Below are 25,922 nucleotides of genomic sequence, written 5' to 3'. Positions count from 1 at the left end.
CGTGCTTCGAATCGCCGGGACAGATTTCGACTCCCACCTCATCATGGGTACGGGCGGGTCCACGTCCATGGAGATGCTCGAGCGCGCGCTCGTGGCCAGCGGGACGCAGTTGACCACGGTCTCGATGCGTCGACACGCTGCGACCGCCGGCCCGTCCGTGTTCGAGGTGCTCACGAGGTTGAATATCGCGCCGCTGCCGAATACCGCGGGGTGCCGCACAACCCGGGACGCCGTGATCACCGCGAAGCTCGCGCGGGAGGCACTGGGAACCGAGTGGGTAAAGCTGGAGGTCATCGCCGACGACCGCACCCTACTCCCCGACACCGCCGAAACCCTCGACGCCTGCGAGACCCTGGTTGCCGAGGGGTTCACCGTCTTGGCGTACACCAGCGATGACCCCGTCGCTGCGAAGCGCTTGGAGGAGGCCGGCGCGGCGGCCGTGATGCCGCTGGGTTCCCCCATCGGCACGGGTCTGGGCATCCTCAACCCCCACAACATCGAGCTCATCTGCTCGCGCGCTGAGGTGCCCATCATCCTCGACGCCGGCATCGGCACCGCCTCCGACGCAGCCCGTGCCATGGAGCTCGGCTGCTCGGGCGTCCTGCTTGCTAGCGCCGTGAACCGCTGCCAGGACCCCGAGGCCATGGCCACGGCGATGAGGTACGCCGTTCAGGCGGGTCTTGCCGCCCGGCGCGCGGGGCGCATCCCCCGCCGCGAACACGCCGTGGCTTCCTCGACTTTCGAGGGGTTGGCCAGCTGGGCCGACCAGGTCCTATGACCCCACTCCCCCGGGCCGAAGAGCTGCGCACAGCGCGCCAAACGCGCCTGCCGGGGTTCGGACCCGCCCAGCAGCAATCACTTTTCGACGCCCACGTGCTGGTCATCGGCGCCGGCGGGCTCGGGTGCCCGCTCATGCAGTCGCTCGCGGCGACCGGGGTTGGCCACATCACGGTCATCGACGATGACGTGGTGAGCTTAAACAATATTCACCGGCAGATACTCTTCACCGCCGATGACGTGGGCCGGCGCAAGGTCGATGTAGTGGCGCAGCGCCTGGTGGGGCTTCAGCCCTCGCTGACGGTGACCACGATCGCGCAGCGCTTCGACGCGGACAACGCCGTCGACCTGTTGCGCGACGTCGATATCCTCGTCGACGGTTCCGATAACTTCGCGACGAAATTCCTCGCGGCGGACGCGGCTGAGGTAACCGGCACCCCGCTGGTGTGGGGCACCGTCTTGCAATACCGCGGTGATGTCGCCCTGTGGTGGACGGGCCCGGGGGCGCCAGCGGGGGGCGCCGGGTTGCGCGACCTCTTTCCCGCTGAACCCGACCCTTCCTCAGTACCCGATTGCGCCACCGCCGGCGTGTTGGGTGTCACTACCTCGGTCGTCGGAAGTCTGATGGCAACAGAGGTCGTCACCCATCTCACCGGCCTGAGCTCAACCGTGGGCGTGGTGCGCAGCTATGATGCCCTAGCCGGGACCGCGCGCGCATTCCGTGTCCGCCGCGACCCGCAGCGCGCGGTAGTCACCCGGGGCGACGAGCTGGTCAAAAACCGCGGCGGCGCGGAGCTTCTCGACACGATGCTGCGGGGTGAAGCGCTCGCGATCGACGTGCGCGAAGCCGACGAGAAGGCGGCCCGGGATCTTCCCCGCCCTGGCCGCAGCCTTCCGACATCTCAGTGGGAAGCAAACCCGCAGCTCGCCGAGGATGCGCTGCGCGAGGTGCCCGAGGGATCAGATGTCGTGGTCTATTGCGCTTCTGGGGCGCGATCTCGCAGGTTCGTGGAACGTTTTGCCGATTCTGCCCGCGCCCGGGGAGTCACCCTACACAGCTTGCCCGGCGGGGCCAACGCCCACGGTGTGATAAACTGCCGGCCCTGAAGGGGAGTAGGTCCTGCGCGCGGCGTCGCCCGCGCGGCTGTGACTGGTCGACATACTGGTGGCTGACCCACCCGGCCTGTCAGCTCCAGGCATGGAGTGAGCGAGACCTTCGCCCGCCCGCATCTGCGGCGCGGTTCGCCCGAGCCGGAGGTCTCCCCTATGCCTGGCCAGTCAGAGCAGCGTGTCCTTGAGCGTTTCATGTGGCTGTCTATCGCCGTGTCGCTTGCCACCATCGCCCTCAAACTCGTGGCCGCGTGGCTCACCGGCTCTGTGGGCTTTCTTTCCGACGCGATCGAGTCCGTTATCAACGTCGTCGCCGCTGTCGTTGGCCTCTGGGTTCTCAAAGTTGCCGCGAAACCGGCTGATGAGAATCACAACTACGGGCACGCCAAGGCCGAATACTTTTCCGCCCAGGTGGAAGGCGCGATGATCCTGGTGGCGTCTGTGGCCATCATATTCACCGCCGTGGAACGCTTACTGCGCCCCCAGCCAATTGAACAAGCTGGGATCGGCCTGCTCCTGTCCTCCCTGGCCACCCTGTTGAACCTTGGGGCGGGACTACTTCTCCTCCGCGCCGGGAAGCGCTACCGCTCGGCCACCTTGAGTGCGGACGGTCGACACTTGCTCACCGACGTGTGGACCACCGCAGGCGTACTCGCTGGAATCGCGCTCGTCGCTGTTACGGGGTGGGAGCCTCTCGATCCCCTCATAGCGTTGGCCGTCGGTGTCAACATCCTGTTCACCGGGTACGTGCTGCTGAAAAACTCGATTCTCAGCTTGCTCTCTCAGGCCCTCCCCGACGACGAGGTGGCGGCCATTCGCGCCTACCTCGAGGGTTTTGGCGCTAAGGAGGGTGTGACCTTTACCTCCCTGCGCACCGTCGCTTTCGGCCGTGACCGCTTTGTCAACGTGGTCATGCAGGTGCCAGGTGAATGGACGGTCGACGCATCCCACCACCTCGCAGACTTGATTGAGGAGGGCGTCGCCGCTGAGCTGGGGGGCGCGGAGACGGTTGTGCACATCGAGCCCTTAGGTACGCCGACCCGCGTGGGGGGACGGTGGGTGTAGGTTCGCGCGCAGGTTCCTTGCACTCACTTTCGTCCGGGGGTTTAATAGAAATGAAATGAAAACGCGCAGGCAGAGCGCTTATTTGCAGCCGTTTTCATCTACCGGTTCGACCCCAACGAGAGGAATTACCATGAGCGACCACATCACCCACGAGTCCCACGACCACACCCACGGCGAGGGGTGCGGCCACGAGTCCTTCCAGCACAACGACCACACCGACTACGCGCACGACGGCCACATCCACCGCGAGCACGACGGGCACTGGGACGAGTGCGAAACCCCTGAGCACACCCAGGCGGAGGACCACGCCGGCCACACCCACGGGGAGAACTGTGGCCACGCCGCCGTCCAGCACGGCGACCACGTTGACTACATGCACGACGGTCACCGCCACGCCGCTCACGGCGACCACTATGACGAGCACTAACAACGCTAGGGTTTCGGTCCGTGCGCGGGGGCGGGCCGAAGCCTAATGTGGAGAGCATGCGAATCGCTCTCTTCGCCACATGCATCGTGGACGCGATGTACCCCGAAACAGCCCAGGCCACAGTGCGGATCCTGGAGCGGCTGGGACATACGGTTACGTTCCCAGAACGCCAGGCGTGCTGTGGCCAAATGCACATCAATTCGGGCAAATTCCGCGACGCCTACCCCGTCGTGCGCAACCACGTTCGCGCGTTCGAGGAGGAGACCTGGGATTACGCGGTTGCACCAAGCGGCTCGTGCGTCGCTTCCCTCGGCCACCAACACCCGATGGTGGCCGAATACAACAACGACCCAGACCTCGGGGCTCGGGCGACCGAGGTCGCGGAGCGCACCTTCGAACTCTCCCAGTTCCTCACCGATATTTGTGGCGTGACCAACTCGGCCGAGCAGCTGGGTAGCTACTTTCCTCACGCCGTCGCCTACCACCCATCCTGCCACGGAATGCGTCTTCTACGCCTCGGTGACAGACAAGCCGAACTCCTGCGCTCCGTCGAGGGCCTCGACCTTCGCATGCCTTACGACGAGGACACGTGCTGTGGGTTCGGTGGCACCTTCTCAGTGAAGAACGCGCAGGTGTCGGGGGCGATGCTGGCCGACAAGGTGGAAGCGGTCATGTCGACCGGTGCCGACGTGTGTACCGGAGGCGATGCCTCCTGCCTCATGCACATCGGCGGCGGGATAGCGAGAACGCACAGGCTCGTCCCCGGCGACGGGATCGCCCCGCCGGTCGTACACTTCGCCCGCATCCTCGCCTCGACCAAAGAGGAGCCGCTGTTCCTGCCCGCGGAGGGCGCACCTGTTACTGGAGGGACGCTTCGATGACTACTCAGCTCGGTATTCCGACCGTTCGCGGTACGGGTAATTTGTTTGAAAACCATCCTTTCCCCGAGGTCGCGGCGCACGAGCTCGGCAACGTGCAGATGCGCTCGAACCTGCAGAAGGCGACACACACCATCCGTGGAAAGCGGGCCAAACGCGTCGCGGAGATGCCTGATTGGGAGCGTCTCCGAGACGCGGGCTCAGCGATCAAGGCGGACGTCATGGCGCGGCTGCCCGAGCTCCTCGAGCAGTTTGAAGAAAACGTCACTGCCCGCGGTGGGCACGTCCACTGGGCCCGGGACGCGGAAGAGGCGAACGCGATCGTCGAGAAGCTTATTGAGCACAACGCGCCTGTCAACGAGGACAGCCGGCGGGAGGTCATCAAGGTCAAGTCAATGGCCACGCAGGAAATCGGGCTCAACGAGTACCTTAGCAAGCGCGATATCGACGCCTTCGAGACCGACCTGGCGGAGCTCATCGTCCAGTTAGGGGGCGACCGCCCCTCCCACATCCTCGTCCCAGCGATCCACCGCAACCGCGAGGAGATTAGACGCATCTTCCTCGACGGCATCCCCGGCGTCGACCCCGACCTCAGCACCGACCCGCACAAGCTGGCAGAGGCGAGCAGAAAGTACCTGCGCCACAAATTCCTCACCACGAAAGTGGCCATCTCGGGAGCCAACTTCGGCATCGCGGAGACCGGCGGGCTGTCCATCGTCGAGTCCGAAGGCAACGGGCGCATGTGCGTCACGCTTCCTGAGACCCTGATCACGGTGATGGGCATTGAAAAGCTCATCCCCACCTTCCGCGACCTCGAAGTGTTTATGCAGCTCCTTCCCCGCTCCTCCACCGGTGAGCGGATGAACCCCTACAGTTCGTTCTGGGCAGGTCACCAGCAGGGTGACGGCCCCCACAACATGCACGTCGTGCTCCTGGATAACGGCCGCACGCGCGCTCTTGCCGACGATCACGGGCGCGAGGCACTCCATTGCATCCGCTGCTCGGCCTGCATGAACGTCTGCCCCGTCTACGAACGCACCGGCGGCCACGCCTACGGCTCCGTGTATCCCGGCCCCATCGGGGCGATCTTGACTCCCCTACTCACCGGGATAGACGCCGCGGAGAACGGCTCCCTCCCTTACGCGTCTTCCCTGTGTGGTGCGTGCTTCGACGCGTGCCCGGTGAAGATTAACATCCCAGAGATGCTCGTACGCCTGCGCAACGAGGACCAAGAGGTCAACCACGGCTCCCCCGTCCCGGCTACGCAACTCGACGTGGCACTCAAGGCGGCGAAGTGGGCGATGTCCGACGGACGGCGCATGGGTCTCGTCGAAAAGGGGCTGCCGGCCGCGCGCGGCGTATCCCCCGCCGGCGGCCTGCGGGATCTGCCGGGGTTCGCCGGGAAATGGACAAGCTCCCGCGACGTTCCGCAACCCCCGAAGCAGTCGTTCCGCAGCTGGTGGAAGAACAGAGAGAAGTGATGGACGCACGTGAAGAAATCCTGGGTCGCATTCGTCAGGCGCACACCGAACGCGAGGTCGACGTGCCGCGGGAGTACCGCCGCTTCTCCGACCTTGCCCGGGACGACCTCGTCGAGCTGCTGATCGACCGCCTCGAGGACTACGACGCCACCGTCCACCGCGCACGGCCCGAGCACGTAGCCGGAACGGTCGCGACGTGCCTCGCGGGCGCCGCCCGCATCGTCGTGCCCGAAACGGTGTCGCGGTCCGAGTGGCTGGGCTCAGTTGAATGCGAGATCCTCGTCGATTCCGCAACCCAGCCCTTGACTGTCGCCGACCTAGACGCCGTCGATGCCGTCGTCACCGGCTCCGAGCTGGCTGTAGCCGTGTCTGGGACAATCGTGCTGGTCGGCGAGGCGAGTGGGCGACGAGCCACGACACTCCTTCCCGACCACCATGTCTGCGTCGTGCGAGAAGAGGACATCGTCGAGATCCTCCCTGAGGCCGTAGACAGACTCATCGACCGCGGCCTGCATACCCGGCCGATCACGATGGTGTCGGGCCCCAGCGCCACCGTGGACATCGAGCTGATCCGCGTTCAGGGCGTGCACGGCCCGCGCAACTTGGACGTCATCATTGTCGGGCAGGGTCACGGCTAACCCGTCAAGTGCCCCTACAGTGCGTCCCCCACCCTCCAAAAAAATTGCATGTCACGGATGGGGGTGGACGAAAGTCTCCTCTTTCCAGCTTCCCTCCTCCTCGGTGCTTTCCCCATGTCTAACCTGAGTTCACGCTCGGGCTTTGGCGAACCGCACAAACGCCTCAGCCCGAAAGCCTGAGACCATCAAAGGAGGAATCTGCCCATGTGGCGCAACAGAAGTTACAAAAGCACCGCGATAAGCCTCGTTCTGGCCGCATTTTCCACCGCGGCCGCACCCGCGTACTCCGCTGCCCAGATGTCCTCCGTGCAGGGTCCCCACGAAGGCGCTCCCCTCGGCGGGTCCTCGATCGTTCACTCCGGCAGTGACTTCTTCTCACCCGCGGACAACCTCGCGGATTACAGCCCCGGTGAGGTCATCGACCAGCGCACCATCGCGTACCACATCGCCGGGCTGCCCCTTCTCACGGACGTGGTGCAGATCAAGTACCGCTCGACCGACCATGATGGCAACCCCACCTACAACCTCACGTCGGTGATTAAACCCCCGGCTCACTCGAGCGGGCGCTTAGTCTCCCTACATTCCGTCTACGACTCACTCGATCCCGCGCACAGCCCCTCACGCGCCATCGCCGGTGACGTCGCGCTCGGGCTTGTGAACTCCTACGGCGAAACCGTCTCCATTGCTCAGATGCTTTTCGACGGTTACACCGTCGCCGTCACCGACATAGAAGGCCAAGACGCTAATCTTTTCGACGGCCCCACGTACGCGCGGTTGACCCTCGACGGTATCCGTGCAGCCCTGCGCACCCCCGAAACGGGTCTCACGCCCTCCTCTCCCGTCGGTCTGACCGGTTACTCGGGCGGGGCAATTGCCTCGACGTGGGCCGCCCAGCTCGCCCCCACTTACGCCCCTGATGTCAACAGCCAGCTCGTGGGTACTGCCGCAGGAGGCATACCAACAAACCTCATGAACACCGTCCGCTACATCGACGGCGCCCCCTTCTGGGGACCGATGACGGTCATGGTGCTCATCGGAATGGCCCGCGCCTACGATTTTTCCTTGGATCAATACATGTCGGACTACGGCCAGCGGATGATGCGCGACCTGTCCCGCGCCACCCTGACGGAGGTGAACCTCTCGTTTGCGGGCATCAACTGGGCCGCTTTGTTCAAACCGGAGTACCAAGACCCCCGCTCAGTGCCCGAGTTCGTTGACGCTGCCAACCGCGCCAACCCGCTGCTCGCGCCCGATCCCACCATTGCGTCCTTCATCGGCCAGGCCAACAACGGCACGCTCACCGGCACACCAAACGGACCGGAGGGCGTGGGCCCGGGCGACGGCATCACGGTCACCGGAGACACCCGCGCTTTGGCCAACAAGTACTGCGGTGCAGGGACGCCCGTCACCTACAAGGAGTACCCAATCCTGGAGCACTCCACCGGCTTCCTCGCGTGGAATAATGATGCCTGGAGCTGGCTGAAGGGTCGCTTCGACGGCGTGCCGGCAGGTTCCAGCTGCGGTTCCATCCCCGCGGGCAACGCCATCGCCCCGGCCACCCCAGTTCCCCCAGCAGGCCCCGGCGCGCAGGAGCACCCCGGTGGTCTCGCAGGCCTGCGAGACGCGCTGACGGGCCACTCCTCGTCGGGATTGTCGTGACCCCGTAGACACGAAAAACCCCTCTCCCGAAGGAGAGGGGTTTCATTTAGTAGCGGGGGCAGGATTCGAACCTACGACCTCTGGGTTATGAGCCCAGCGAGCTACCGAGCTGCTCCACCCCGCGACGGGTGATATGTACTTCACCTGCTGCCGTTCCCGGCAACGAGAAGTAACTATATCCACCGTCCCCTCCAAGAACAAATCCCCTGGCTACTGGGCGTTTTGGTACTGAGCAACAGCGTCGTCAAGCGAATCGAGTGCGCGGCCATACTCCTCGAAGGAGCCACCCTTGGCGCTGTCTAAGTCGCGCAAGGCCTCGTCAATCTTCTTGAGTGCCCCATCCTTACTGGTGCTCGTCCCGCTCGCATCAGTGCCCGCAGGGGTGGCCACTGGGGCATCTGCTGCGATGCCGATTTCCTGGGCGGCATCCGAATTGATCCCCACCTGGCTCAGCGCCTGGGAAATGGTCGGCGCGTAACCCACCTGCCCACGGTAGAAGACGAGGACACGAAGCAGCTTGGGGAAGGCCGAGGCCTGGTCCTTTCGCTGGGAATAGATGGGCTCGATGTAGAGGATCTGGCCGCCGCCCACGGGGAGGGTGAGCAGGTTACCGTTCTTAAGATCGTTGGACCCCTGCCACAAGGTGCGGTCGCGTGCGACTTGGTCAGAGGACATGAGAGCGTCCTGCGCCTGCTTCGGACCCTGGGTCTGCGTACTTGTTGGTAGGACGCGAACCGTCATCTTCCCGTAGTTTTCCGGGTCCGAGGAGACGGAAACGTGGGCGGCGAGGAATTCGCGGTTCAGGCCACGGAAGGGCGTGATCAGCTGGAATGACGGTTTACCCGTCTCCGGGTCCGCCGCCACAACGTAGTACGGGGGCTGGTTCAGGGTTTGCCGCCCCTCGGGCGCCGTCGGGTCGTTCGGGACGGACCAGAAGGCGTCGTTGCTAAAGAACACGCCAGGGTCATCCACGTGGTAGCGGGCGAGCAAGAAGCGCTGCACCTTGAACAGGTCCTCTGGGTAGCGCAGGTGCTCACGCAGGCTGTCCGAGATCTCACTCGAAGGGCGAACCGTATCCGGGAACGCTCCCATCCACGCCCTGAGCACGGGATCGGACTCGTCGAAAGCGTAGAGGTCAACGGTGCCATCGAAGGCATCGACGGTTGCTTTAACCGAGTTGCGAATGTAGCCGACATTGTTGTTCACCAGACGTTGGGTGGTTCCGTCGGGGTTGAGCGCGTCCTGCGTGGTGTTCGTCAGCGAGGTCCGCGTGGAGTACGGCAAGTCTGCAAGCGTCGTGTAACCGTCAACGATCCATTTCACTCGGCCGTCGACAACCGCGGGGTACGTCTTCGAGTCCGTTGTCAACCACGGTGCAACCTTCTCGACGCGCTCGCGCGGGTCGCGGTCGTAGAGGATCTTCGAATCCGCTCCAACACGGTCGGAGAGGATCATGTTCAGCTCTTGGTACTTCACGGCGTAGGCGGCCCGGTTAAACCAGTTGCCGATGTTGACGCCGCCCTGGCCGGCGTACGTGTACGAGGAGGAGTCCGTGTCGTACTCGACGGCACCCTGCCCATTGTCTCCAACGATGGCGTAGTCCAGACCGTCCGAGGCGCCGGCGATGACGGGCCCGTAGTAGATGCGCGGCTCGTCGACGCGGATACCCAGCTCTTCCGCATCTTCCTTTTCGGCGGCATCGGCGTTGGCTTGGAGGTCGGAGACCGTGAAGATAGGCAGACCCCCGCGGGTCGAACCCGCATCCTGCGCGGCCTCGTCGACGGTATTCGCCTGCGCCGCGATGAAGCCGTTGCCGTGAGTGTACACCGTGTGCCTGTTAATCCAGTCGCGCTGGTTCTCGCTCAGGGCGTTGGGGTTGAGCTCTCGTGCGGCGACCACGAAATCACGCAGCTGACCGTCTACCTCGTAGCGGTCCATCGCGAGGGTCTCAGGGAAACCGTAGAAGTTGCGCAGCTGCTGGTTCTGGGTGAAGGTCGGCGAGATGATATCGGGATCGAGCAGGCGAATGTTGCCGATCGTGGCGGAGTCGCTGGCCACCTCGGTATTGGATGTCGCCCCGCTGCCCCAGTTGTTCTCGTACGTCACTGTGTCGTCGGTAAGGCCATAAGCTTGGCGCGTGGCCTCGATGTTGCGGCCAATGTACTCGTATTCTTTGGCCTGACGGTTGGGTTTGACCGAGAACTGTTCAAGCAGAGCGGGCCACACGTTGCCCACTACCACGGCCGACACGAGCATAAGGACCGTCGCGAGGACCGGAACCCGGAAGTCGCGGTAGACGATGGAGGTGAAGAACGCGGCGGCGACGATCACGGCGATGACGGTGAGGATGATCTTGGCCGGAAGCATCGCGTTGATCGACGTGTAGGACGCACCCGTGAAGATCTCGTTTTGCTGGTACAGCAGGCTGTAGCGCTCCAGCCAGTAGCCGGCGGCGCGGAGCAGCATCCAGACGCCCGCGGTGGCGGCGAGTTGCACGCGCGCGGCCATGGAGATGTGGCCTTTCACGCCTGCGACGTTGTTACCGATCTGCAGACCACCCAGCAAGTAGTGGGCGACAAGGCCGACGAAGAAGGCGACGACAGCCAGCATCGACAGCACGTCGACGACGAGGTTGAGTGCGGGCAGCGTGAAGGCGTAAAAACCCAGGTCCTTATGGAACTGGGGATCTTGCACCCCGAATGCAGTGCCGTTGAGCCACAGGAGGACCGTGCGCCACACCCGCTGCCCAACCAGCCCGGTGAACAACCCCACGATGACGGGAACCCACCTCAGCAGCGTGCCCACGCCCGACACGAAACTGGCACGGTACGTGCTCAGGGGCGAAAACGGGTCGTTTCCCGATACATCGTGGGGACGAGCCCGCCAAGCTGTCCACGCCGCTGCCCGCGCGGCGACTCCCCCAAGCAGCGAGAAAATGACGAAGAGGACGGCGCGGGTGAGAAGGACCTTGCTGAAGATGTCCCGGAACTGGAGCTCGCCGAACCACAGCCAATCTGTGTATAACCCGATGAGGATGGGCACGATCACAAGCAGCACGGCGATGGCGGCCACGCCCACTAAAAGGCCCTTGCTTGGGGTGGATGGACGGGGTCGAGGCTGGGTCAGGCGGGTAGCCAATCCTGCTCCTTCAGAAAAAGGTGTGTGGGTGCGTACTAAGGTCCTACTTTAGATGTCCAACGGAGCAGCGACCGGAAGGGTTCCCATGTCCAGCCCAGTCCTATCCCAGCAAGCCCTTAACAAGGCAATGCTGGAAGCCGTCGATTTCATCCACGCCGAGGGCTGGGACGCGGGTCCGACCCTCTTCGCGCTCGTTCCCACCGAACTTCTAGCCGACCAGCTCGACCCGGACCAGGCTAACTCTCCCCTCACCCTCGTGGTGCAAGACACGTTACCCGCCGGCATCCTGCCTGGGTCGGCGGAGTTAGACGAATACATCACCCGCCTCGCCTGGCCTAGTGACGTCGCGGGGGTCATCCTCGCCCAGGAGATCTCTTTCCGCGACGCATCGGCCCCCGAAGGCGACGTCGCCCGGCATGCGCGCCTATTCTCGGGCGTGCTGCGCTCCGACGGTATCGACCTCACCCTGCTCCAGCTGCGCCCAACGGAAGCCGAACTGGAAAGCAACGGCCCTTTTGCCGAGGACAATATCGAGCTGCGCGGCGGCCCGAACGTCGCCCCCCACGTCACTGAAGCCCTCCGTTTCGGGCTGGAGCAAGACCCGGACGAGCTCTAAGGAACCCGCAATGGACCGCTTTCCCCTCCCCCGCCTCGCCACCGTCCTGCTCGCCGCCGCACTGCCCCTCGCGGCCTGCTCGAAGGACAGTGAGCAGCCGGCGCAGACGGATACGCCAACAAGCGAAAGCCCTTCGAGAACACAGCTTGTCGACGAAGTCTCCCAACGCTTTTCCACATTGGCTCCGGCCTCGTTGTTTTCTCAGCTGGAACAGTGCAGCGTGACGGACAGGTCAGGGTCGTACGACTGTTCTGGCAGTGACGTGGGGCAGTTTCAATTCTTCGACTCGGATGCGAAGGCGGCGTCGACAACCCAGCTACTGACGGAGCTGCGCAGCTCGCGGGTCGTTGAGGACACCGGGGCGCGCGTTGTGGGCTGGTCGACGCTGGGAACCTCAGCGATTGTCACGGTCGTGGATAACGACCGCGGGCAGGTGCTGCAGCAGCTCGTTTCGATGGATCAGGACGACCCCCGAGAGGTGATCTACGAGCTAGGCCTAGCCGCCCGGCCGAGCTAGCGCGCGCTAGCGACAGGTCGTGACCTCGCGTCCGGCGTTGAAGTCGGCCATGGCGCCGACGGCATCGTCGAGAGTCGCGACCGAGGCGACGACCATGTCGCCGGCCTTCGAGCGCGCGACCTCTGCACAGTTTCCTTGGGGCGCTAGGAAGAGCTGGGCGCCCGCCTCACGGGCCGCCTCGATCTTGTGGCTGATGCCGCCGATTTCCCCGACGCTGCCATCTTCTTCGATCGTACCCGTCCCCGCAACGAACGCGCCACCGTTGAGCTCCCCCGGTGAGAGCTTGTCGATCACGGCGAGGGAGAACATCATGCCCGCGCTCGGACCGCCCACGTCGTTGAGGTTGTACGACACCGTCACGCCATCGGCTGGCTCCGACGTCATGTACACCCCGAGCTGCGGCACCGACGGATCGGACTCCGCGGTTCCGAGGGTGAGGCGAATGTCCTGCTCCGCGCCACCGCGCGCGACTCGAATCGTCACCTCATCGCCGGGGGCCAAGGCCCGCACCGCGTCTTGTACCTGGCTCGGGCGGGACACCTGGGTGCCGTTCACCGCGGAGATCAGGTCGTTGTCCCGAATCGATCCGTCGGCGGGAGAGCCGTGGACTGTTCCGGCCACCACAACCTGCGTCGGACGGCCGAGGTAGTTCATCGCCGCCACAGTGGCCGAGGCTTCCGACGCCGCGAATTCGGCGCGGTTTTGCTCCTCGACGTCGTCCTCGGACACGTCGGTGGGGAAAATCTGCTCGATCGGCACGAGGGTGTCGTCCGTGAAAACCCACCGCCCCAACGCCTGCACCAACGTCATGTTGGTACGCACCGACACCGTGGTCATAGTGAGCTCGCCTGTTGTGTCATCAGTGTCGGCGCCCTCAATCGCGACGACCGGGGAGCCGTCGACCTCGCCGAGGGTGTCGAAGGTGGGTCCGGGCCCTTCTGCGGCGTAGGGCACCGCCAGCGAAATGTCCGTGAACGGGACGTGATCGAGGGAGAGCGCTAACGCGAGAAGGACGAAGGGAGCAACTCCCCACGTCGCCGTGGACAAGCGACGCCGGGGTTGGTCCTGAGGCGCGGGATTCACGGCTTGCCATCTTAGACCCCAGCACGTTCGCTCTAAGCGTGCGCTACCACCTGCCCCGGCTCGCGCGCGCTCTGTAGGGTGGTTACCATGAATAACGGATTCGGTTTCTCTTTCCCCCGGGACGGTGGCGACGACGGGGATGACCGCGAGGGACAGGGGGGTCAGGGTGGTGCCTTTGGTTTCGGCGCCCAGGGTGGAAACCTCGGGGATCTACTGAACCAATTCGGGCAGATGCTCTCCGGCATGGGATCATCCATGAACCAGCGTTCGGAGGGGGACGCGGTTAACTTCGACATGTCTCTTCGCATGGCTCGGCAGCGCATCGGTTCGCCGGCCGCGGTGAGCGACAGCGACCAAACCGCTGTGTCGGATTCCCTCCGGCTCGCCGAGCTGTGGATCGACGGCGCGACAACTCTCCCCGCCTCCGGTTCTGCGCCGCAGGCCTGGAACGCCGAGACGTGGCTGAACAGCACGATGCCGGCGTGGAAGCGCCTTGTGAACCCCGTCGCGGAACACATGAACAGAGCCCAACTCGAGTCCATGCCCGAAGAGGCGCGGGAGATGCTCGGGCCGATGGCAGGCATGTTCGGCCAGATGAACGCGATGAATTTCGGTATGAAGCTAGGCCACGCCTTGGCTGACCTAGCCCAGCAGGCGCTGACCGGCACGGACTTCGGCTTGCCCGTCGCCCCGCAGGGGACGGCCGCGCTTCTTCCCGCCAACGCCACCAAGATGGCCAAGGAATTAAACGTCCCGGGTCAGGAAGTGCTCGTCTACCTCAGCGCGCGCGAGGCCGCGCGCCAGCGCCTTCTCACACACGTGCCGTGGTTGGTCGAGCGGCTCATTTCTTCCGTCGAGGAGTATGCGGCCGGTCTCGAGCTTGATACCTCCCGTCTGGAGGAGATCGCCCGCTCCCTCGACCTCGAATCCGGTGATCCGCAAGAGATTCAGCGCAAACTTGGCGAGCTGCAGGGCGAAGACCTCTCTCCCCGCGTCACCTCCCGCAACGCGTCAGCTACCGCGCGCCTGGAAACCCTTCTGGCGCTCCTTGAAGGGTGGGTCGATGTCGTCGTGGAGGACGCTCTGGCCGACAGAATCCCTTCCTCCGCCCGGCTCGCGGAGGCCTGGACGCGCCGACGCGCCACCGGCGGGTCCGCCGAGCAGGCCTTTTCCAGCATCGTCGGAATCGAGCTGTCCGCACCTAAGGTCCGGGAGGCGGCCGAGCTGTGGCGCCGCGTCGGTGTGGCCGTTGGCCAAGAACGGCGCGACAAAGTGTGGGACCACCCCGACTTTTTGCCCGAGGCCGCTGACCTCGACCATCCGGCGGCCTTCATCGACACTCTTCTCGACGACACCGTAGAGGCCGACCTCGACGAAGAGTTTGTGAAGCTGGAAGAGGAGCTGCGCAACGAAGACGAGGACGACAGCTAACCTCGCGGGGGCCGGGGGTTTGGGGGGATAGGGGTGCGTCTGACAAGCCAAACGGTAATCCGGTTCGCGCCGGGCGCGCAGGTCTTCGTGCGCGGGCCGGGGGTACTCCAGTTCGGTATGGACGCCACACGCAGCGGGATTATCGAAACGCCCCTGGCCAGCAGCCTCCTCCCAGCGTTGGAGACGCTGCACAACCCCACAACCTTGGAGGTCTTCGCTCAGCGCGCGGATCGCGACGCCGGGATCAGCCTCGAGGCGGCGCGCAGCCTCGTCGCCGACCTCTTGTCCTACCGCATCGTCGTGTCCGCTCCCCCGCGCACCCTCATCCTGCTCGGCAGCGGCCCTCTTGCCGACGCCCTTACACCCGCCCTCACCCACGCCCGCCTCCGCGTCCGCCGGCCCCTGCTCGGGGAGCCCCTCCCACACTTCCTTGCCTCGGCTGACCCCACCGCCGTGCTTGCGATAGTCGACGAGCTCGCCGCAGCCCCGCTTATCGCCGCCCGAAGCAGGCACCGCACCGGTCCCGTCGTCCCCATCTCCACCGTGGACTCGCGAGTGTTCATCGGCCCTGTCGGCATCGGTCGCAGCGGCCCGTGCCCACGCTGCTGCCACCTCTACCACCGAGACCGGGACAGCAGCTGGGATCGAGTTATCGGCCACGCCCCGACTGAGCCCGACCCGGTCGTTGTGCTCGCAGGAGCCGCCGCTGCGGGAAGGATCCTCCGCCGCCTCTGCGCCGTGCCGGATCCTCCCGGGGTCTCGGCCCCCGACGTGGCCCGCGGAACGCGGGTCATCGTCGACCCATACAGCCCGGTCCCCGAAACCCACGAGGTGCTCAGCCCCCACCCCAGCTGCCCCGTGTGCTACTAGCCCGAGCGGAACGGCGCGAGGGTCTCCAGCACACCGGGCCCGAAGGCCTCAACTTTCATCGGGCCCACTCCGGGGACGTCGAGAAGCTCGGCGGGCGTAGCGGGCATGGCCTCTGTGATGGCCATCAACGAGGCGTCCGAAAACACCATAAACGCGGGTCGTTGCGCCTCCCTCGCTGTCTCGAGGCGCCACGCTTTAAGGGCGAGGTAGGCATCTTCGTTGTAATCCGGTTCGCACGACTGGTGCCGGGCCAGCGCCTTGTCTGCCGGGGTTTCAAGTGGGGTTCCGCACACCCTGCATGTCCGCGCCCTCTTGAGTCGCTGCGGCGACGACTCGACCTCGAGGTCGGGGGCAATACCGTCGAGGAAGCGCGACCTGGAGCGGCTCTTGCGGCCGCCTTCCTGCCGCGCCAACGCCCACGAAAGGTGCAGGTGTTCACGCGCACGCGTGACCCCGACGTAAAACAGGCGGCGCTCTTCCTCTATCTCCTCCGTCCCCGCCTTCACCGCGTACGAGATGGGCAGCGTGTTCTCCACGAGTCCGACGAGGAACACCGCGTCCCACTCCAAACCCTTCGCCGCGTGCAAGCTGGCCAGCGTCACCCCGTCGACCGCGGGCGCTTGCTTCGCCTCGGCGCGTTGGCGGAGGGATCGCAAGACGTCGACAAGCGAGGCTGCCTCTTTTCCGGCGACGATGTCGCTAATGAGGTCTACCAGGGCGCTCAATGTTTGCCAGCGTTCGCGCGCCTGGGCGCCCTCCGGCACGTTCCGGGTCAAGCCGAGCGGGGCGAACGCCGCGCGAGCCACCGCGACGGGGTCCTCCGGCAGGTCATCGCGCCGCGCCGCCCGAACAAGCGCCGCGATCGCCTCTTTGATTTCGGGGCGGTGGAAAAACCCTTCCCCGCCGCGCACCTGGTAGACGATGCCCGCGTCCGCGAGAGCACTTTCCAAAGCTGCGGACTGGGCGTTAATGCGGTACAGCACTGCGATCTCGCGGGCTGGGACCCCGTCGGCGATCAGGCCCCGAATCGCGGCGGCGACCTCACGCGCCTCGGTTGGCTCATCGTCGTAGGAGTGATACGTCGGCGCCGGGCCCGCCGGTCTCATGCCTTCGAGGTGCAGGCGCGTGCCGGCGGCGCGGCCTACGGCTTTGCCGATCACGGTGTTGGCGAGTTCCGTAATTTGCGGGGTCGAGCGGTAATCGCGCTGCAGCTTGACGACGGTCGCGTGCTCGTACGTCCGCGAGAAGTTCAGCAAGTAATCCGGAGTCGCACCGGTGAAGGAGTAAATCGTCTGGTTCGCATCCCCCACCACGGTGAGGTCGTCGCGCTGACCCAGCCACCCCTCAAGGACCCGCTGCTGCAGCGGGGTCACGTCCTGGTATTCGTCGACGACGAAGCTGTGATACTGGGCGCGGAATTCCTCGGCAACCGCAGGGGCGTTTTCGAGGGCGCCGGCGATGTGAAGCAGGAGGTCGTCAAAGTCAAGGAGCATTCCGTCGGGGCTAGACTTCGACTCCTCGTACAGGCGATACGCCGCCGCGACTTTATCCGCATCCGCGGGAGGGGTTCGCCGCTGCTCAGCCACGCGCTGCGGGTACTCGTCCGCACCAATGACCGAGGACTTCGCCCATTCGATCTCCCCCAGCAGGTCCCGCACCATGTCCTTGCCCGTGCTCAACCCGGCCGCCCGCGCGGCGCGTGCGACGAGGGGAAACTTGTTATCCAGCAGACGCCAGGGAAGGTCACCGGCAACTTGGGGCCAGAAGTAACGCAGCTGGCGCATGGCGGCGGCGTGGAACGTGCACGCTTGCACCCCCACCGCGCCCATGGCTCGCAACCTGTCGCGCATCTCGCCGGCGGCACGCTGCGTAAACGTCACCGCCAGGACCTTGTTCGGGGATACCGCCCCCTGATCGATGAGGTGGGCGATTCGGTATGTGATGGTTCGGGTCTTTCCGGTCCCGGCTCCCGCTAGGATGCACACTGGCCCCCGCGGGGCGGTGGCGGCGATGCGTTGGTCATCGTCGAGAAGTGACAAATCAATTGGCACTTTGTTGCCTCCTGCTACTCGCCCAGCCGCGCTGAGTCGGACGAGCTCGAAGAATCCCGGGAGTGCTTGACGTAGAGAAGCCTGTCGCCGGGCTCGACGGTCTCCGCCTCAGGCGAGTCGATGCGGTAGAGCTCGCCAGAGCGCACAACCCCCAGCACGACATCGGCCAGATGGCGCGGGTTCGCCCCCACCTCGTCGTCCCCGATCGGACGCTCAGCCACAGTGAAACCCTCGTCTGGGCTGAGCAGGTCCTCCATCATCGCCACCACGGGAGGAGTGACCGTGGCCAGCCCCAGCAAACGCCCCGCGGTCTCGGAAGACACGACCACGGAGTCCGCCCCCGACTGCATGAGAAGGTGCTGGTTTTCGCTTTCGCGCACGCTAGCCACGATCATCGCACCGGGTGCAAGCTCACGCACCGACAACGTGACCAGCACTGCGGTGTCATCGGACGAGGGAGCCACCACGACCGAGCGGGCGCGGTTGATACCAGCGATGGTGAGCACATCCGACTTGGTCGCGTTGCCCTGCACGGTGACCAACCCGCGCTTCTCCGCGCGCGCCAGGACCGCCGGGTCCGTGTCGATGACGACGATGGTGGAGGGCGATGCGCCGTCGGCAAGCAACGCGTCAACCGCTGACCGCCCCTTGGTGCCGTAACCGATGATGACGGTGTGGTTGCGCACGGTTCTCCTCCACTGTTGGATCTGAAGCGTCTTACGGGAATCTTCGGTGAGCACGGACAAGGTGGTGCCGACGAGCAGCATCAGGAAGGCGATGCGCAGCGGCGTGATGAAAAGGATGTTGGTCAGACGCGCTCCCTGGGTCACCGGGGTGATGTCACCGTAGCCCGTGGTAGACAGCGACACGGCGGCGTAATAGACCGCGTCGATGAACGTGAGATCCTCGGTGTAGCCGTCCCGGTCGAAGTAGACGGCCACGGAGACGGCAACAACGAGCAGCGTGGCGTAGAGGAACCGGCGCGTGATCAGCGCCCACGGGGTTGCCCTCTCGGCCGTGGGGATGCGGACGATGTTGATCAGCGTGTGCATGGGGGTCTCGGTGAGGTCGGCATTCGCCTGAAACCTATTGCCCCACAGGGGGCCAGCGGACGAGCCCCGCCCCATACGTTTCACGGTGCCATTCCTCCCATGCCGTCACTTTCCTGACCCTTCAGGGAACTGTAACCCGTCTTGCGAGGATTCCCGAAGCAAGCGTTCGAGGCGCGCCCGGTCCGGCAAGTCAGTGGGGGCGTATTCCTGCGCGGTCCTGACGTAGAAGAAGACCGCCCGCACGTCCCGGCCATCCCCGGCGATACGCCGCCACGCCTCCCGATAGACCGCGAGCTGAAGCTTCGCTGCCTCCATCGCCGCAGCATCCGGGCGGGTCCCCGTCTTCCAGTCCACGACCGTCCAACCATCGCCGTCATCAAATACCGCATCCATTCTGCCCCGCACGACGGATTCACCCAGGGCGATCTCAAAGGGCTGCTCCACGAACGCCGGGACGCGCCCCGCCCAGCGGCTCGCCTCGAAGTTGCTCTTCAGCTGCTCCAATGTCTCCCGGTCCACGTCCGCTTCATCGGCCCCGGGCAGCTCGTCCTCGGTCAGCAGCGGGCGAGCTCCGTAAAACTGCTCCACCCATTCGTGGAAAGCCGTTCCCCTCTTCGCGTAGGAATTCGGCTTAAAGGGCACGGGCCGGCGGGCGCGGCGTGCAAACTGCTCCGGGTCAGCCTTGAGCGCGACCACGTCCGACGCCGTGAGTTCGCCGGGGAAGACGACCGGAACTTCGGCGCTCATCTCCGCCATGAACTCATCAATCAGCGCGGTCGCATCCATTTCCCACTGCTGGAAGCGCGTGCCCTCCTCTAGCGTCGGCGTGTTCCCGCGTGCGGCGGCAACAAGCTCCGCCGCACTGCGCTGTTCTTCCGACACATGAAGGTGCGGCCATACGCCTTCGCGCACGCGCGACGTCGCACTGTTCGGTGAGTCCCCCTCCCTTGCCTGCTTCTCATCGACATCATCCCACCGGACAACCCACTGAGGGGCGCGTTCTCGCATCGCCTCGAAGTGCACGTAGGGGCCAGTCGCCTTTTTCACCCCTGGGCGTCGGGCAGACCCCGTGACCAACAGCTTCCGCTTCGCGCGGGTGACAGCGACGTAGAAGAGGCGAGCTGCCTCTTCCTCGTAAATCTCCCGGCGCCGCTTCTTGTAGGCGTTACCGGCGTTGAAAAAGTCCTTGATATCGCCGGCCTCGTCGAATTCTGGGACTTCCTCGGGGAGGTACTTGGTGTAGCTGAGGAACGTGTCGGCTTTCGCGCTATACGTTTTTTTATCGGCATGGACGACCGCGACCGTATCCCACTCGAGGCCTTTCGCCTTATGCGCGGTGAGGACCTGCACGCGGTCTGCCCGCACCGCCACGTTCCCCGGCGCGAGACCATCCTCCTGCTCGCGCGCCAGGTCGAAATAATCAAGCAAGGATCCCATGCTGGTCCCCGGGTACGCGGCGACTTCCTCGAGCAGACGATCAAGGTGCACAGTGCCTGTCGACGACCCCCTGGCCAAGACCTCCGTACGAATACCGAAAACCTCGACGATGTCGGCGAAGATGTACGGCAGCCGTTTACCCAGACTGTGGGTGCGAAGCCACCGCAGGCGCGAGGCCAGCAGGTGAAGCCGACGCAGCCCCTCCTCCGAGTAGCGCTCCGCCTCCCCGAGGTCCGCGACGGCATCAGCCAACCCTTCCGACGGGTCACCCGCCGCCACAATGTCTGCAGCCTCCTCAACGAGTGCGGCAAGCTGCTCCTCAAACCTCGCGCTCGGGTCTGATTTCGCGTCCTCGGCGGGCGGCTCAGGCGCGCGCCCGCTGCCCTGGAGGTTTGTCGCCCTGTCAGCGAGTGCTTGGAGGTCAGCTAGGCCCAGGCCCACAGCCGGTCCGGCGAGCACGCGCAGTGCGGCAGCCGAGTCCCACGGCCGCACCAGCATGGTGGCGATTGCCACGGTGTCAGCGACCTCGGGGACATCAAGGAGTCCGGACAACCCCACGATCTCGTACGGTACCCCCCGCTCGTCCAGCGCCTCTGCCACCTCGGCCGATGACGCGTTCTTTCGCACCAAAACCGCCGCGGTGAACTTCTCCCCACTCTCGCAGGTATGCCGGTACTGCTCCGCGAGGTTTTCGGCAACGAAGGCGACCTCGTCCTCTTCGCGCTCGAAGAACGCGAGCGCCACATCGCCCGGCCCCGCCCCAGGCCGCGCCTCCAGCGGCGCGACCGCCCGCTCTTCACCCGTGCCAAGGACCGCGTCGGCGACCCCGTTGGCTAGTCCCAGCACCTCAGCCGGGTTACGCCACGACGTAGTGAGCTGTAGTTTTGGGGCGGGTTGGCCCCCTGTGGCCGGGAAGTCCTCTTGGAAGTTGGCCAGGTTGGCCACCGTCGCTCCGCGCCAGCCGTAGATGGCCTGCATCGGGTCTCCCACGGCGGTGACCGTCAGGGGGACGGCGTGAGCGTCCTCGCTGTCCCGCCCCTCCCCGAACAGGCTGCGCAAGAGGACCCGCTGAGCGTGGGAGGTGTCCTGGTACTCGTCGAGCATGACAACTCGGAACCTCCGTCGTTGGGCCACCCCGACGGCGGCGTGATCGCGGGCGAGCTTCGCGGCGGCCGACATTTGTTCGTTGAACGTCACCACCCCCAGCTCCCGCAGTTTCCGAGCGAGCTCCTCCGCCAGCGGAAGTAGATTGACCCGCAGCAGCTGTCTGTGGCTCCACTTCGCGGTCTCGGTCTCAGCGGTTTTCACCTTTCCTTCCCGCGGCAGCTCGCTGACCGTGGCGGTGAAAATCCCCGCGTGCTCGCGGATTGCGTCTGGCTCAAAAAGCTCGTTGCCAATCGAAGTAACAAGAGCCAACAGGTCTTCGACGACCGTGGATACCGCGGTATTCGAACCATCGTCCGGGATGATCGTCCCTCGATAGTTCACTACAACGTCGTGGGCGATTGCGTGCAGCTCCGCAGCGGTGATGAGACGCGCATCGGGCTCGACGGGAATGAGCAAGCCATACTCCCTGATGAGGTCGCCCGCGAACGCATCGTAAGTAGACACCGTGGGCGCGATGACGCTCAGGGCATCCGCGAGCCCCCCGCTTGGGTCAAGCCGGGCAATCAACTCCCGGTTTTCAGCCAGCTGCGCGAGCCGGTCATTGATCCGCCGGCCAAGCTCCTGGGCCGCTTTTCGAGTAAATGTCAGCCCTAGTATTTCTTCCGGCCTCACGTAGCCGTTTGCAACGAGCCACACGACTCGCGCGGCCATCGTCTCGGTCTTTCCGGCTCCGGCACCCGCGACGACGAGGAGCGGCCCCGGTTCAGCCCCGATCACAGCGGCCTGCTGAGGGGTTGGCGGGAACTCTTGCCCTAAGTAGCGGGACAGAACCACGGGCGGCATGGGTTGGTTCGACTTAGGCATGGAAGATGACCTGGCCTTCGGGCTGGACGGGACAGAGGGCACGGACGGCGCAGCGCTCGCAGTGCGTTCCGGTGCGGGCGGTGAGGAGAGGCCCGGAGGATAGCTGGGGCAGCGGGAGGATCGCTGCGGTGAACTCCTCGAGCTGTTCTTCGGTCTGGGGGGCCTGCTGGCGGTAGCACATGGTGGAGGTGTCGCGTTTAGGGTAAACGAGCTGCGCTCCGCCGACAGGCTCAATCTCGTCAAACGTGTCGGCCGTGACCACGCGCTCACCTCGAATCACCCCCCGCGCCAGCGCCAACTGATACGCCTTCAACTGCGGGTTATTCGCAGCTTCCGCGTCGGTCAGCACGGTGGAGCCAGTTTTGAAGTCGATTATGTGAAGCGCGCCGCTTTCTTCCCGCTCGATCCTGTCGACGCGCCCCCGAATGGACACCCCAGACGCGACCTCGACGTCGACCTCGGCCTCGACAGCCACCTGTTCGAAGGTTTCCCGGCGCGACGCGAGCCACGCGCTAGCTCGTTCGAGCATGGCCTCGAATTCCGCGATGTCGTGCTCGGCTTTCCATCGCGGGGCGGTGTCAGCCTCCGTTCTGGCGGCTACCGTCTTCCTGCGCGCCACCGCCTCGTCCACACCGCGGCCCACCGCCTCAAAGTACGCGTGAGCCATTGAACCCCAGATTGTCGGCAGAACCGCATCGAACCCCACCATGCGCTCGAGGACCGAGCGCAACGGGCACTGGAGCAGGCTTTCAATCCGGGAGGGCGAAATCTGAGTTCTAACGGGAAGCGCGGCAGCCGTGGACGGTTCCGTCATCGTCCACCACTGCGTTGGGTCTGCCCCGGGCACGCCGGCGTCCGCGAGGCGAGCCAACTGCCGCGCGGCTTGACGCCGTGACGAGGGGTCCACGTCGGTGGAGTTCACCACTCTGCGCAGCTGCGCGATGAAATGGTCGCGCGTCAAAACCGAGCTGCCGTCAGAACCCGCCCAATCGAAGGGAGCAGCTGAGAAACCCTCGACGAACTGAGAGGGAAGGACGGCTTCCTCCGCATCGGGGTCATTGACGGCGGTGACGAGGAGGTCTTCTGTCGCGCGGCCCGTCGCCAAGCGAAAAAGCCTCTCTTCCTCCTCTAACCGTTCGCGTTTGCGGGAAATGGGAACGGCAGGGTCCACCCCGCGGTCGATGAGATCCATCAGGTCTTCTTGGCCGAACATCGTGCCGGTTTCGCCCAGCGAGGGCCAAACGAGTTCCTGTACCCCGGCCACGATAACGCGCCGGAACTCCCGGCCGGCGGCACCGTGCGCGGTGAGGAGGACGACGGCGTCGGGAACCGCCGCCCGCCGGTCGCGAACCCCCGTGGGCAGCACTTGCTCTTCGATGTAGGCGACGAAAGAGTCAACGCCGGCGCGGGCCCTCCGCTCGGTGAAGTCGCCCGCAGCGTCGAACAACGCCATCACCGAGTCCAAATCGCGGTCCGCTTGGGAGCCCGTCGCCCCGCCGCGCAGCGCTGCAGCAAGCAACCGGTTGGACAACCCGGTCGCGTTCCACACCGCCCACAAGATCTCCTCGACGCTACCGCCGGATTCCGCTGACGCGCGGCCAGCTTCGAGAATGCCCCGGACATGCATGAGGAGGTCCAGCTCCCGTTCCGTGAGAAGGGGACCGAAATCGGGAAGCTCCGCGTGAGGCGCGAGTAGCCCCTGCAACGATTCTTCTGAACTGACACCGGGGTTCCAGCGGCGCAAGCCACGCAACAGCCGACGCAGCGTCACGGGATCCGTTCCCCCCACCGGCCCGAGGAGAAGGTCACGCCACTGGGTGGGGGCGAGCTCATCACCGAGCGCGCGCAGCGCCAGCATGAGAGAGACGACGATGCGTTCCTCGCTGAGGATGACATCCGTGGGGGCGAGTGCCACCGGGACCCCAGCCTGCAGAAGGGCTCGGCGCGTCGGTTCGATCAAACCCGCCGAGCGCACGATAACGGCCATCTCCCGATAGCTCACGCCCTCTTCAAAGTGGGCACGTCGCAACACGTCCGCCAGAAGGGCATCTTGCGCGGCTTGACTTGGCACCTTGGCCACGCGGCGCCTCGGCTCCCTCCGAGTCGGCCCGAGGTCGATCGTCTCGTGGTCGAGGCCACCGAGGGTGCGGAAGAAATCAGGCGAGGCACCGCGGAAGTGGAACACAGATTGGTCGATATTGCCCCCTACCAGCGCGAGGTGGGCCTGGGCGACCAACCGGCGCACCAGCTCACCCGACGCGGGGTCAAGGTGCTGCGCGTCGTCGACAACGACGGTGTGCCAGCGGTGCGGGAATTCCAGCTCTGCGGCTTGGGCCACGAGCTCAGAGGCGGACACCATCCGCGCGCCTGACAGTGCCATCACCTGCTGGTACTCGCGCAAGAAATCCCCCGCCGCCGCCCACATGGAACGGTTGCACTCCTCGCCAAGCCTCAGCAGATCGGCTGGGCCCAGCCGCCGTTCCACCGCGCGGAGGAGAAAGTCCCTCAGCTGGCGCGAGAAACCAACCATTGAGAGGGCGGGGCGCAGCTCCTCGGGCCACATTCCGCGCCCGTCGGCGGCGTGCCCCTGCAGCAGTTGGCGAATGGCAGCGTCTTGTTCCGCTCCCGAAATGAGCCTGATACCGGCGTCCTCCTGCGCGCGGAGCAGGGCAAACGCTAACGAGTGGATAGAGCGGACCAGGGGTTCACTGGACGCGAACCCGGACTGCGCCAGCCTATCCGAAAGCTCGGCGCGAACCCGTGCGCCAGATTCCTTCGACGTGGAAATGACTAGGACGCCGTCCGCCGGCGCGCCGGATTCGATGGCGTCAACCGTAGCGTCGATAAGAAAGCTGGTGACTCCGGAGCCAGCGTCACCGGTGACCTTCCACACTCCTTGCGTGGGGAAGTCGCGGTCCCACGAGCGGGGGCTGAGATCGCGCTGCCGGGCGACGAGGAAGGCGCGGGGGGTCGGGCTGGTCTGAACCATGCGCCTTATTCTGTCAGGTTAGTCAGACACCAGCAGCCGGCGGACCCGCGACAACTCCGAACCTATGTTCGAAGCGACTCTCTCCACCAAGGCTTGGCGGTAGTCCAATGCCCGCAGCGAGAGCTCTTGGATGTTGGGGACGTGCGCCCAGCGCGCGATGACGCGGTCGTCGACGCTGCGGGTGAGCAGGCCGTCGACGAGCGCGAGCGCCGCGGTGTACCCCACTGGACGTTCCTCGGCGGTGGGAACGATTTCCGTCAGGGTGGGTGGCAGAGATCCTGAGAAGATGCAGGTAAAGAGGAAATCCGCATGAGCGACCTGGGTCGGACCCGGCACCTGCGCACCCCTCCAGGCGGTGCGCTCCGCCTCTGCCCAGGCGTCAGTGCGCTCGACCCCGAGCGCGGGGGCGCCGGCCATCGCAGCGTCGAAAACTAGGGCTGCGGCGATGGCCTCATCTACGCGTGAGGCGGGCTTGCCCTCGGCGAACTCGCTCGCCCTGAACCCGCCGACGACGAACCGCCCGTCCGTTGCCCGAACAGGACGGGCGACGCGGAGACCCGTCATGGACAGGCCCTCACGAACCTTTGCCGCCCACGCCGACGTGGGGCCGGCTGGCGAGACAACGATGCGCCCGAAACGCGCCCCGTTATCCCATTGAGGGCCAGCCGGCGTGGGCACGAGGCCGCCCAGCTGAAAGGCGGACAACACGTGCTCGGGAACGGTCATTGCGGC

General features: G+C 65.3%; 19 protein-coding genes and 1 tRNA gene. 12 read left to right on the top strand and 8 right to left on the bottom strand.

What is annotated here, in order from left to right:
* Window position 1 precedes the first annotated feature (1 nt).
* The 8 genes from CAPI_RS02485 (at window position 2) to CAPI_RS02450 (ending at window position 8,035) form a co-directional block, all read left to right on the top strand.
* Entirely contained in the window at window positions 2-778 is a 777-nt protein-coding gene (locus CAPI_RS02485) for a thiazole synthase (RefSeq protein WP_018017702.1), read from the top strand.
* The gene (locus CAPI_RS02480) at window positions 775-1,884 is read left to right on the top strand and encodes a ThiF family adenylyltransferase (protein ID WP_018017701.1); all 1,110 of its coding nucleotides are present in this window, start codon (window positions 775-777) and stop codon (window positions 1,882-1,884) included. The genes CAPI_RS02485 and CAPI_RS02480 overlap by 4 nt, the downstream gene beginning before the upstream one ends.
* Before the next feature lie 159 nt (window positions 1,885-2,043).
* Window positions 2,044-2,952, top strand: coding sequence for a cation diffusion facilitator family transporter (locus CAPI_RS02475; RefSeq protein ID WP_018017700.1), 909 nt, complete (start codon window positions 2,044-2,046; stop codon window positions 2,950-2,952).
* Window positions 2,953-3,082: 130 nt separating this feature from the next.
* Window positions 3,083-3,379 (top strand): hypothetical protein, encoded by a 297-nt coding sequence (locus tag CAPI_RS02470; protein WP_018017699.1) that lies wholly within the window; start codon window positions 3,083-3,085, stop codon window positions 3,377-3,379.
* Window positions 3,380-3,435: 56 nt separating this feature from the next.
* On the top strand, window positions 3,436-4,260 hold the full coding sequence (locus CAPI_RS02465; protein ID WP_018017698.1) for a (Fe-S)-binding protein: 825 nt from the start codon (window positions 3,436-3,438) through the stop codon (window positions 4,258-4,260).
* Window positions 4,257-5,738, top strand: a complete 1,482-nt coding sequence (locus CAPI_RS02460; RefSeq protein ID WP_018017697.1) for a lactate utilization protein B — start codon at window positions 4,257-4,259, stop codon at window positions 5,736-5,738. The genes CAPI_RS02465 and CAPI_RS02460 overlap by 4 nt, the downstream gene beginning before the upstream one ends.
* The gene (locus CAPI_RS02455) at window positions 5,738-6,376 is read left to right on the top strand and encodes a LutC/YkgG family protein (protein WP_018017696.1); all 639 of its coding nucleotides are present in this window, start codon (window positions 5,738-5,740) and stop codon (window positions 6,374-6,376) included. Before CAPI_RS02460 ends, CAPI_RS02455 begins: the two co-directional genes overlap by 1 nt.
* A gap of 204 nt (window positions 6,377-6,580) precedes the next feature.
* Window positions 6,581-8,035, top strand: a complete 1,455-nt coding sequence (locus CAPI_RS02450) for a lipase family protein (RefSeq protein ID WP_018017695.1) — start codon at window positions 6,581-6,583, stop codon at window positions 8,033-8,035.
* Window positions 8,036-8,085: 50 nt separating this feature from the next.
* On the opposite strand, the gene CAPI_RS02445 is transcribed toward CAPI_RS02450, so the two are convergent.
* Window positions 8,086-8,159: transfer RNA gene (locus CAPI_RS02445), tRNA-Met, on the bottom strand.
* Between the two features lie 86 nt (window positions 8,160-8,245).
* Window positions 8,246-11,113, bottom strand: coding sequence for a UPF0182 family protein (locus CAPI_RS02440; RefSeq protein WP_018017694.1), 2,868 nt, complete (start codon window positions 11,111-11,113; stop codon window positions 8,246-8,248).
* A gap of 145 nt (window positions 11,114-11,258) precedes the next feature.
* On the opposite strand from CAPI_RS02440, the gene CAPI_RS02435 reads away from it, so the two are divergent.
* Together CAPI_RS02435 and CAPI_RS02430 are read left to right on the top strand one after the other, a co-directional pair.
* The gene (locus CAPI_RS02435) at window positions 11,259-11,789 is read left to right on the top strand and encodes a PPA1309 family protein (RefSeq protein ID WP_026157147.1); all 531 of its coding nucleotides are present in this window, start codon (window positions 11,259-11,261) and stop codon (window positions 11,787-11,789) included.
* A 10-nt stretch (window positions 11,790-11,799) separates the two neighbouring features.
* Complete coding sequence (locus CAPI_RS02430; RefSeq protein WP_018017692.1) at window positions 11,800-12,306, top strand: hypothetical protein; 507 nt, start codon at window positions 11,800-11,802, stop codon at window positions 12,304-12,306.
* A gap of 6 nt (window positions 12,307-12,312) precedes the next feature.
* Here CAPI_RS02430 and CAPI_RS02425 read toward each other — a convergent pair whose 3' ends face one another.
* On the bottom strand, window positions 12,313-13,389 hold the full coding sequence (locus tag CAPI_RS02425; protein WP_040356687.1) for a YlbL family protein: 1,077 nt from the start codon (window positions 13,387-13,389) through the stop codon (window positions 12,313-12,315).
* 87 nt (window positions 13,390-13,476) lie between these two features.
* On the opposite strand from CAPI_RS02425, the gene CAPI_RS02420 reads away from it, so the two are divergent.
* Together CAPI_RS02420 and CAPI_RS02415 are read left to right on the top strand one after the other, a co-directional pair.
* The gene (locus CAPI_RS02420; protein ID WP_018017690.1) at window positions 13,477-14,820 is read left to right on the top strand and encodes a zinc-dependent metalloprotease; all 1,344 of its coding nucleotides are present in this window, start codon (window positions 13,477-13,479) and stop codon (window positions 14,818-14,820) included.
* Between the two features lie 117 nt (window positions 14,821-14,937).
* A complete protein-coding gene (locus tag CAPI_RS02415; RefSeq protein WP_156806856.1) occupies window positions 14,938-15,690 on the top strand; it encodes a hypothetical protein in 753 nt (250 codons plus the stop codon).
* Here CAPI_RS02415 and CAPI_RS02410 read toward each other — a convergent pair.
* From CAPI_RS02410 to CAPI_RS02390, 5 genes are read right to left on the bottom strand one after another with little or no spacing between them, the layout of a single operon-like run.
* Window positions 15,687-17,741, bottom strand: coding sequence for an ATP-dependent DNA helicase UvrD2 (locus CAPI_RS02410; protein ID WP_018017688.1), 2,055 nt, complete (start codon window positions 17,739-17,741; stop codon window positions 15,687-15,689). The two genes, CAPI_RS02415 and CAPI_RS02410, sit on opposite strands and share 4 nt — an antisense overlap.
* Window positions 17,742-17,755: 14 nt before the next feature.
* Window positions 17,756-18,868 carry a potassium channel family protein gene (locus CAPI_RS02405; RefSeq protein WP_018017687.1) on the bottom strand — a complete coding sequence of 371 codons (1,113 nt, stop codon included), beginning with the start codon at window positions 18,866-18,868 and terminating at the stop codon, window positions 17,756-17,758.
* 30 nt (window positions 18,869-18,898) lie between these two features.
* Entirely contained in the window at window positions 18,899-22,180 is a 3,282-nt protein-coding gene (locus CAPI_RS02400; protein WP_083893928.1) for an ATP-dependent helicase, read from the bottom strand.
* 13 nt (window positions 22,181-22,193) lie between these two features.
* Complete coding sequence (locus CAPI_RS02395) at window positions 22,194-25,190, bottom strand: ATP-dependent DNA helicase (RefSeq protein WP_018017685.1); 2,997 nt, start codon at window positions 25,188-25,190, stop codon at window positions 22,194-22,196.
* Window positions 25,191-25,208: 18 nt separating this feature from the next.
* Window positions 25,209-25,916 (bottom strand): hypothetical protein, encoded by a 708-nt coding sequence (locus tag CAPI_RS02390; protein WP_018017684.1) that lies wholly within the window; start codon window positions 25,914-25,916, stop codon window positions 25,209-25,211.
* Between the last annotated feature and the right edge of the window lie 6 nt (window positions 25,917-25,922).

Source organism: Corynebacterium capitovis DSM 44611 (genome assembly GCF_030440535.1).
Taxonomy (GTDB): Bacteria; Actinomycetota; Actinomycetes; order Mycobacteriales; family Mycobacteriaceae; genus Corynebacterium; species Corynebacterium capitovis.
The sequence above is the reverse complement of the archived record's forward strand: the minus strand, read 5'-3'. Positions and strand labels throughout refer to the sequence as shown.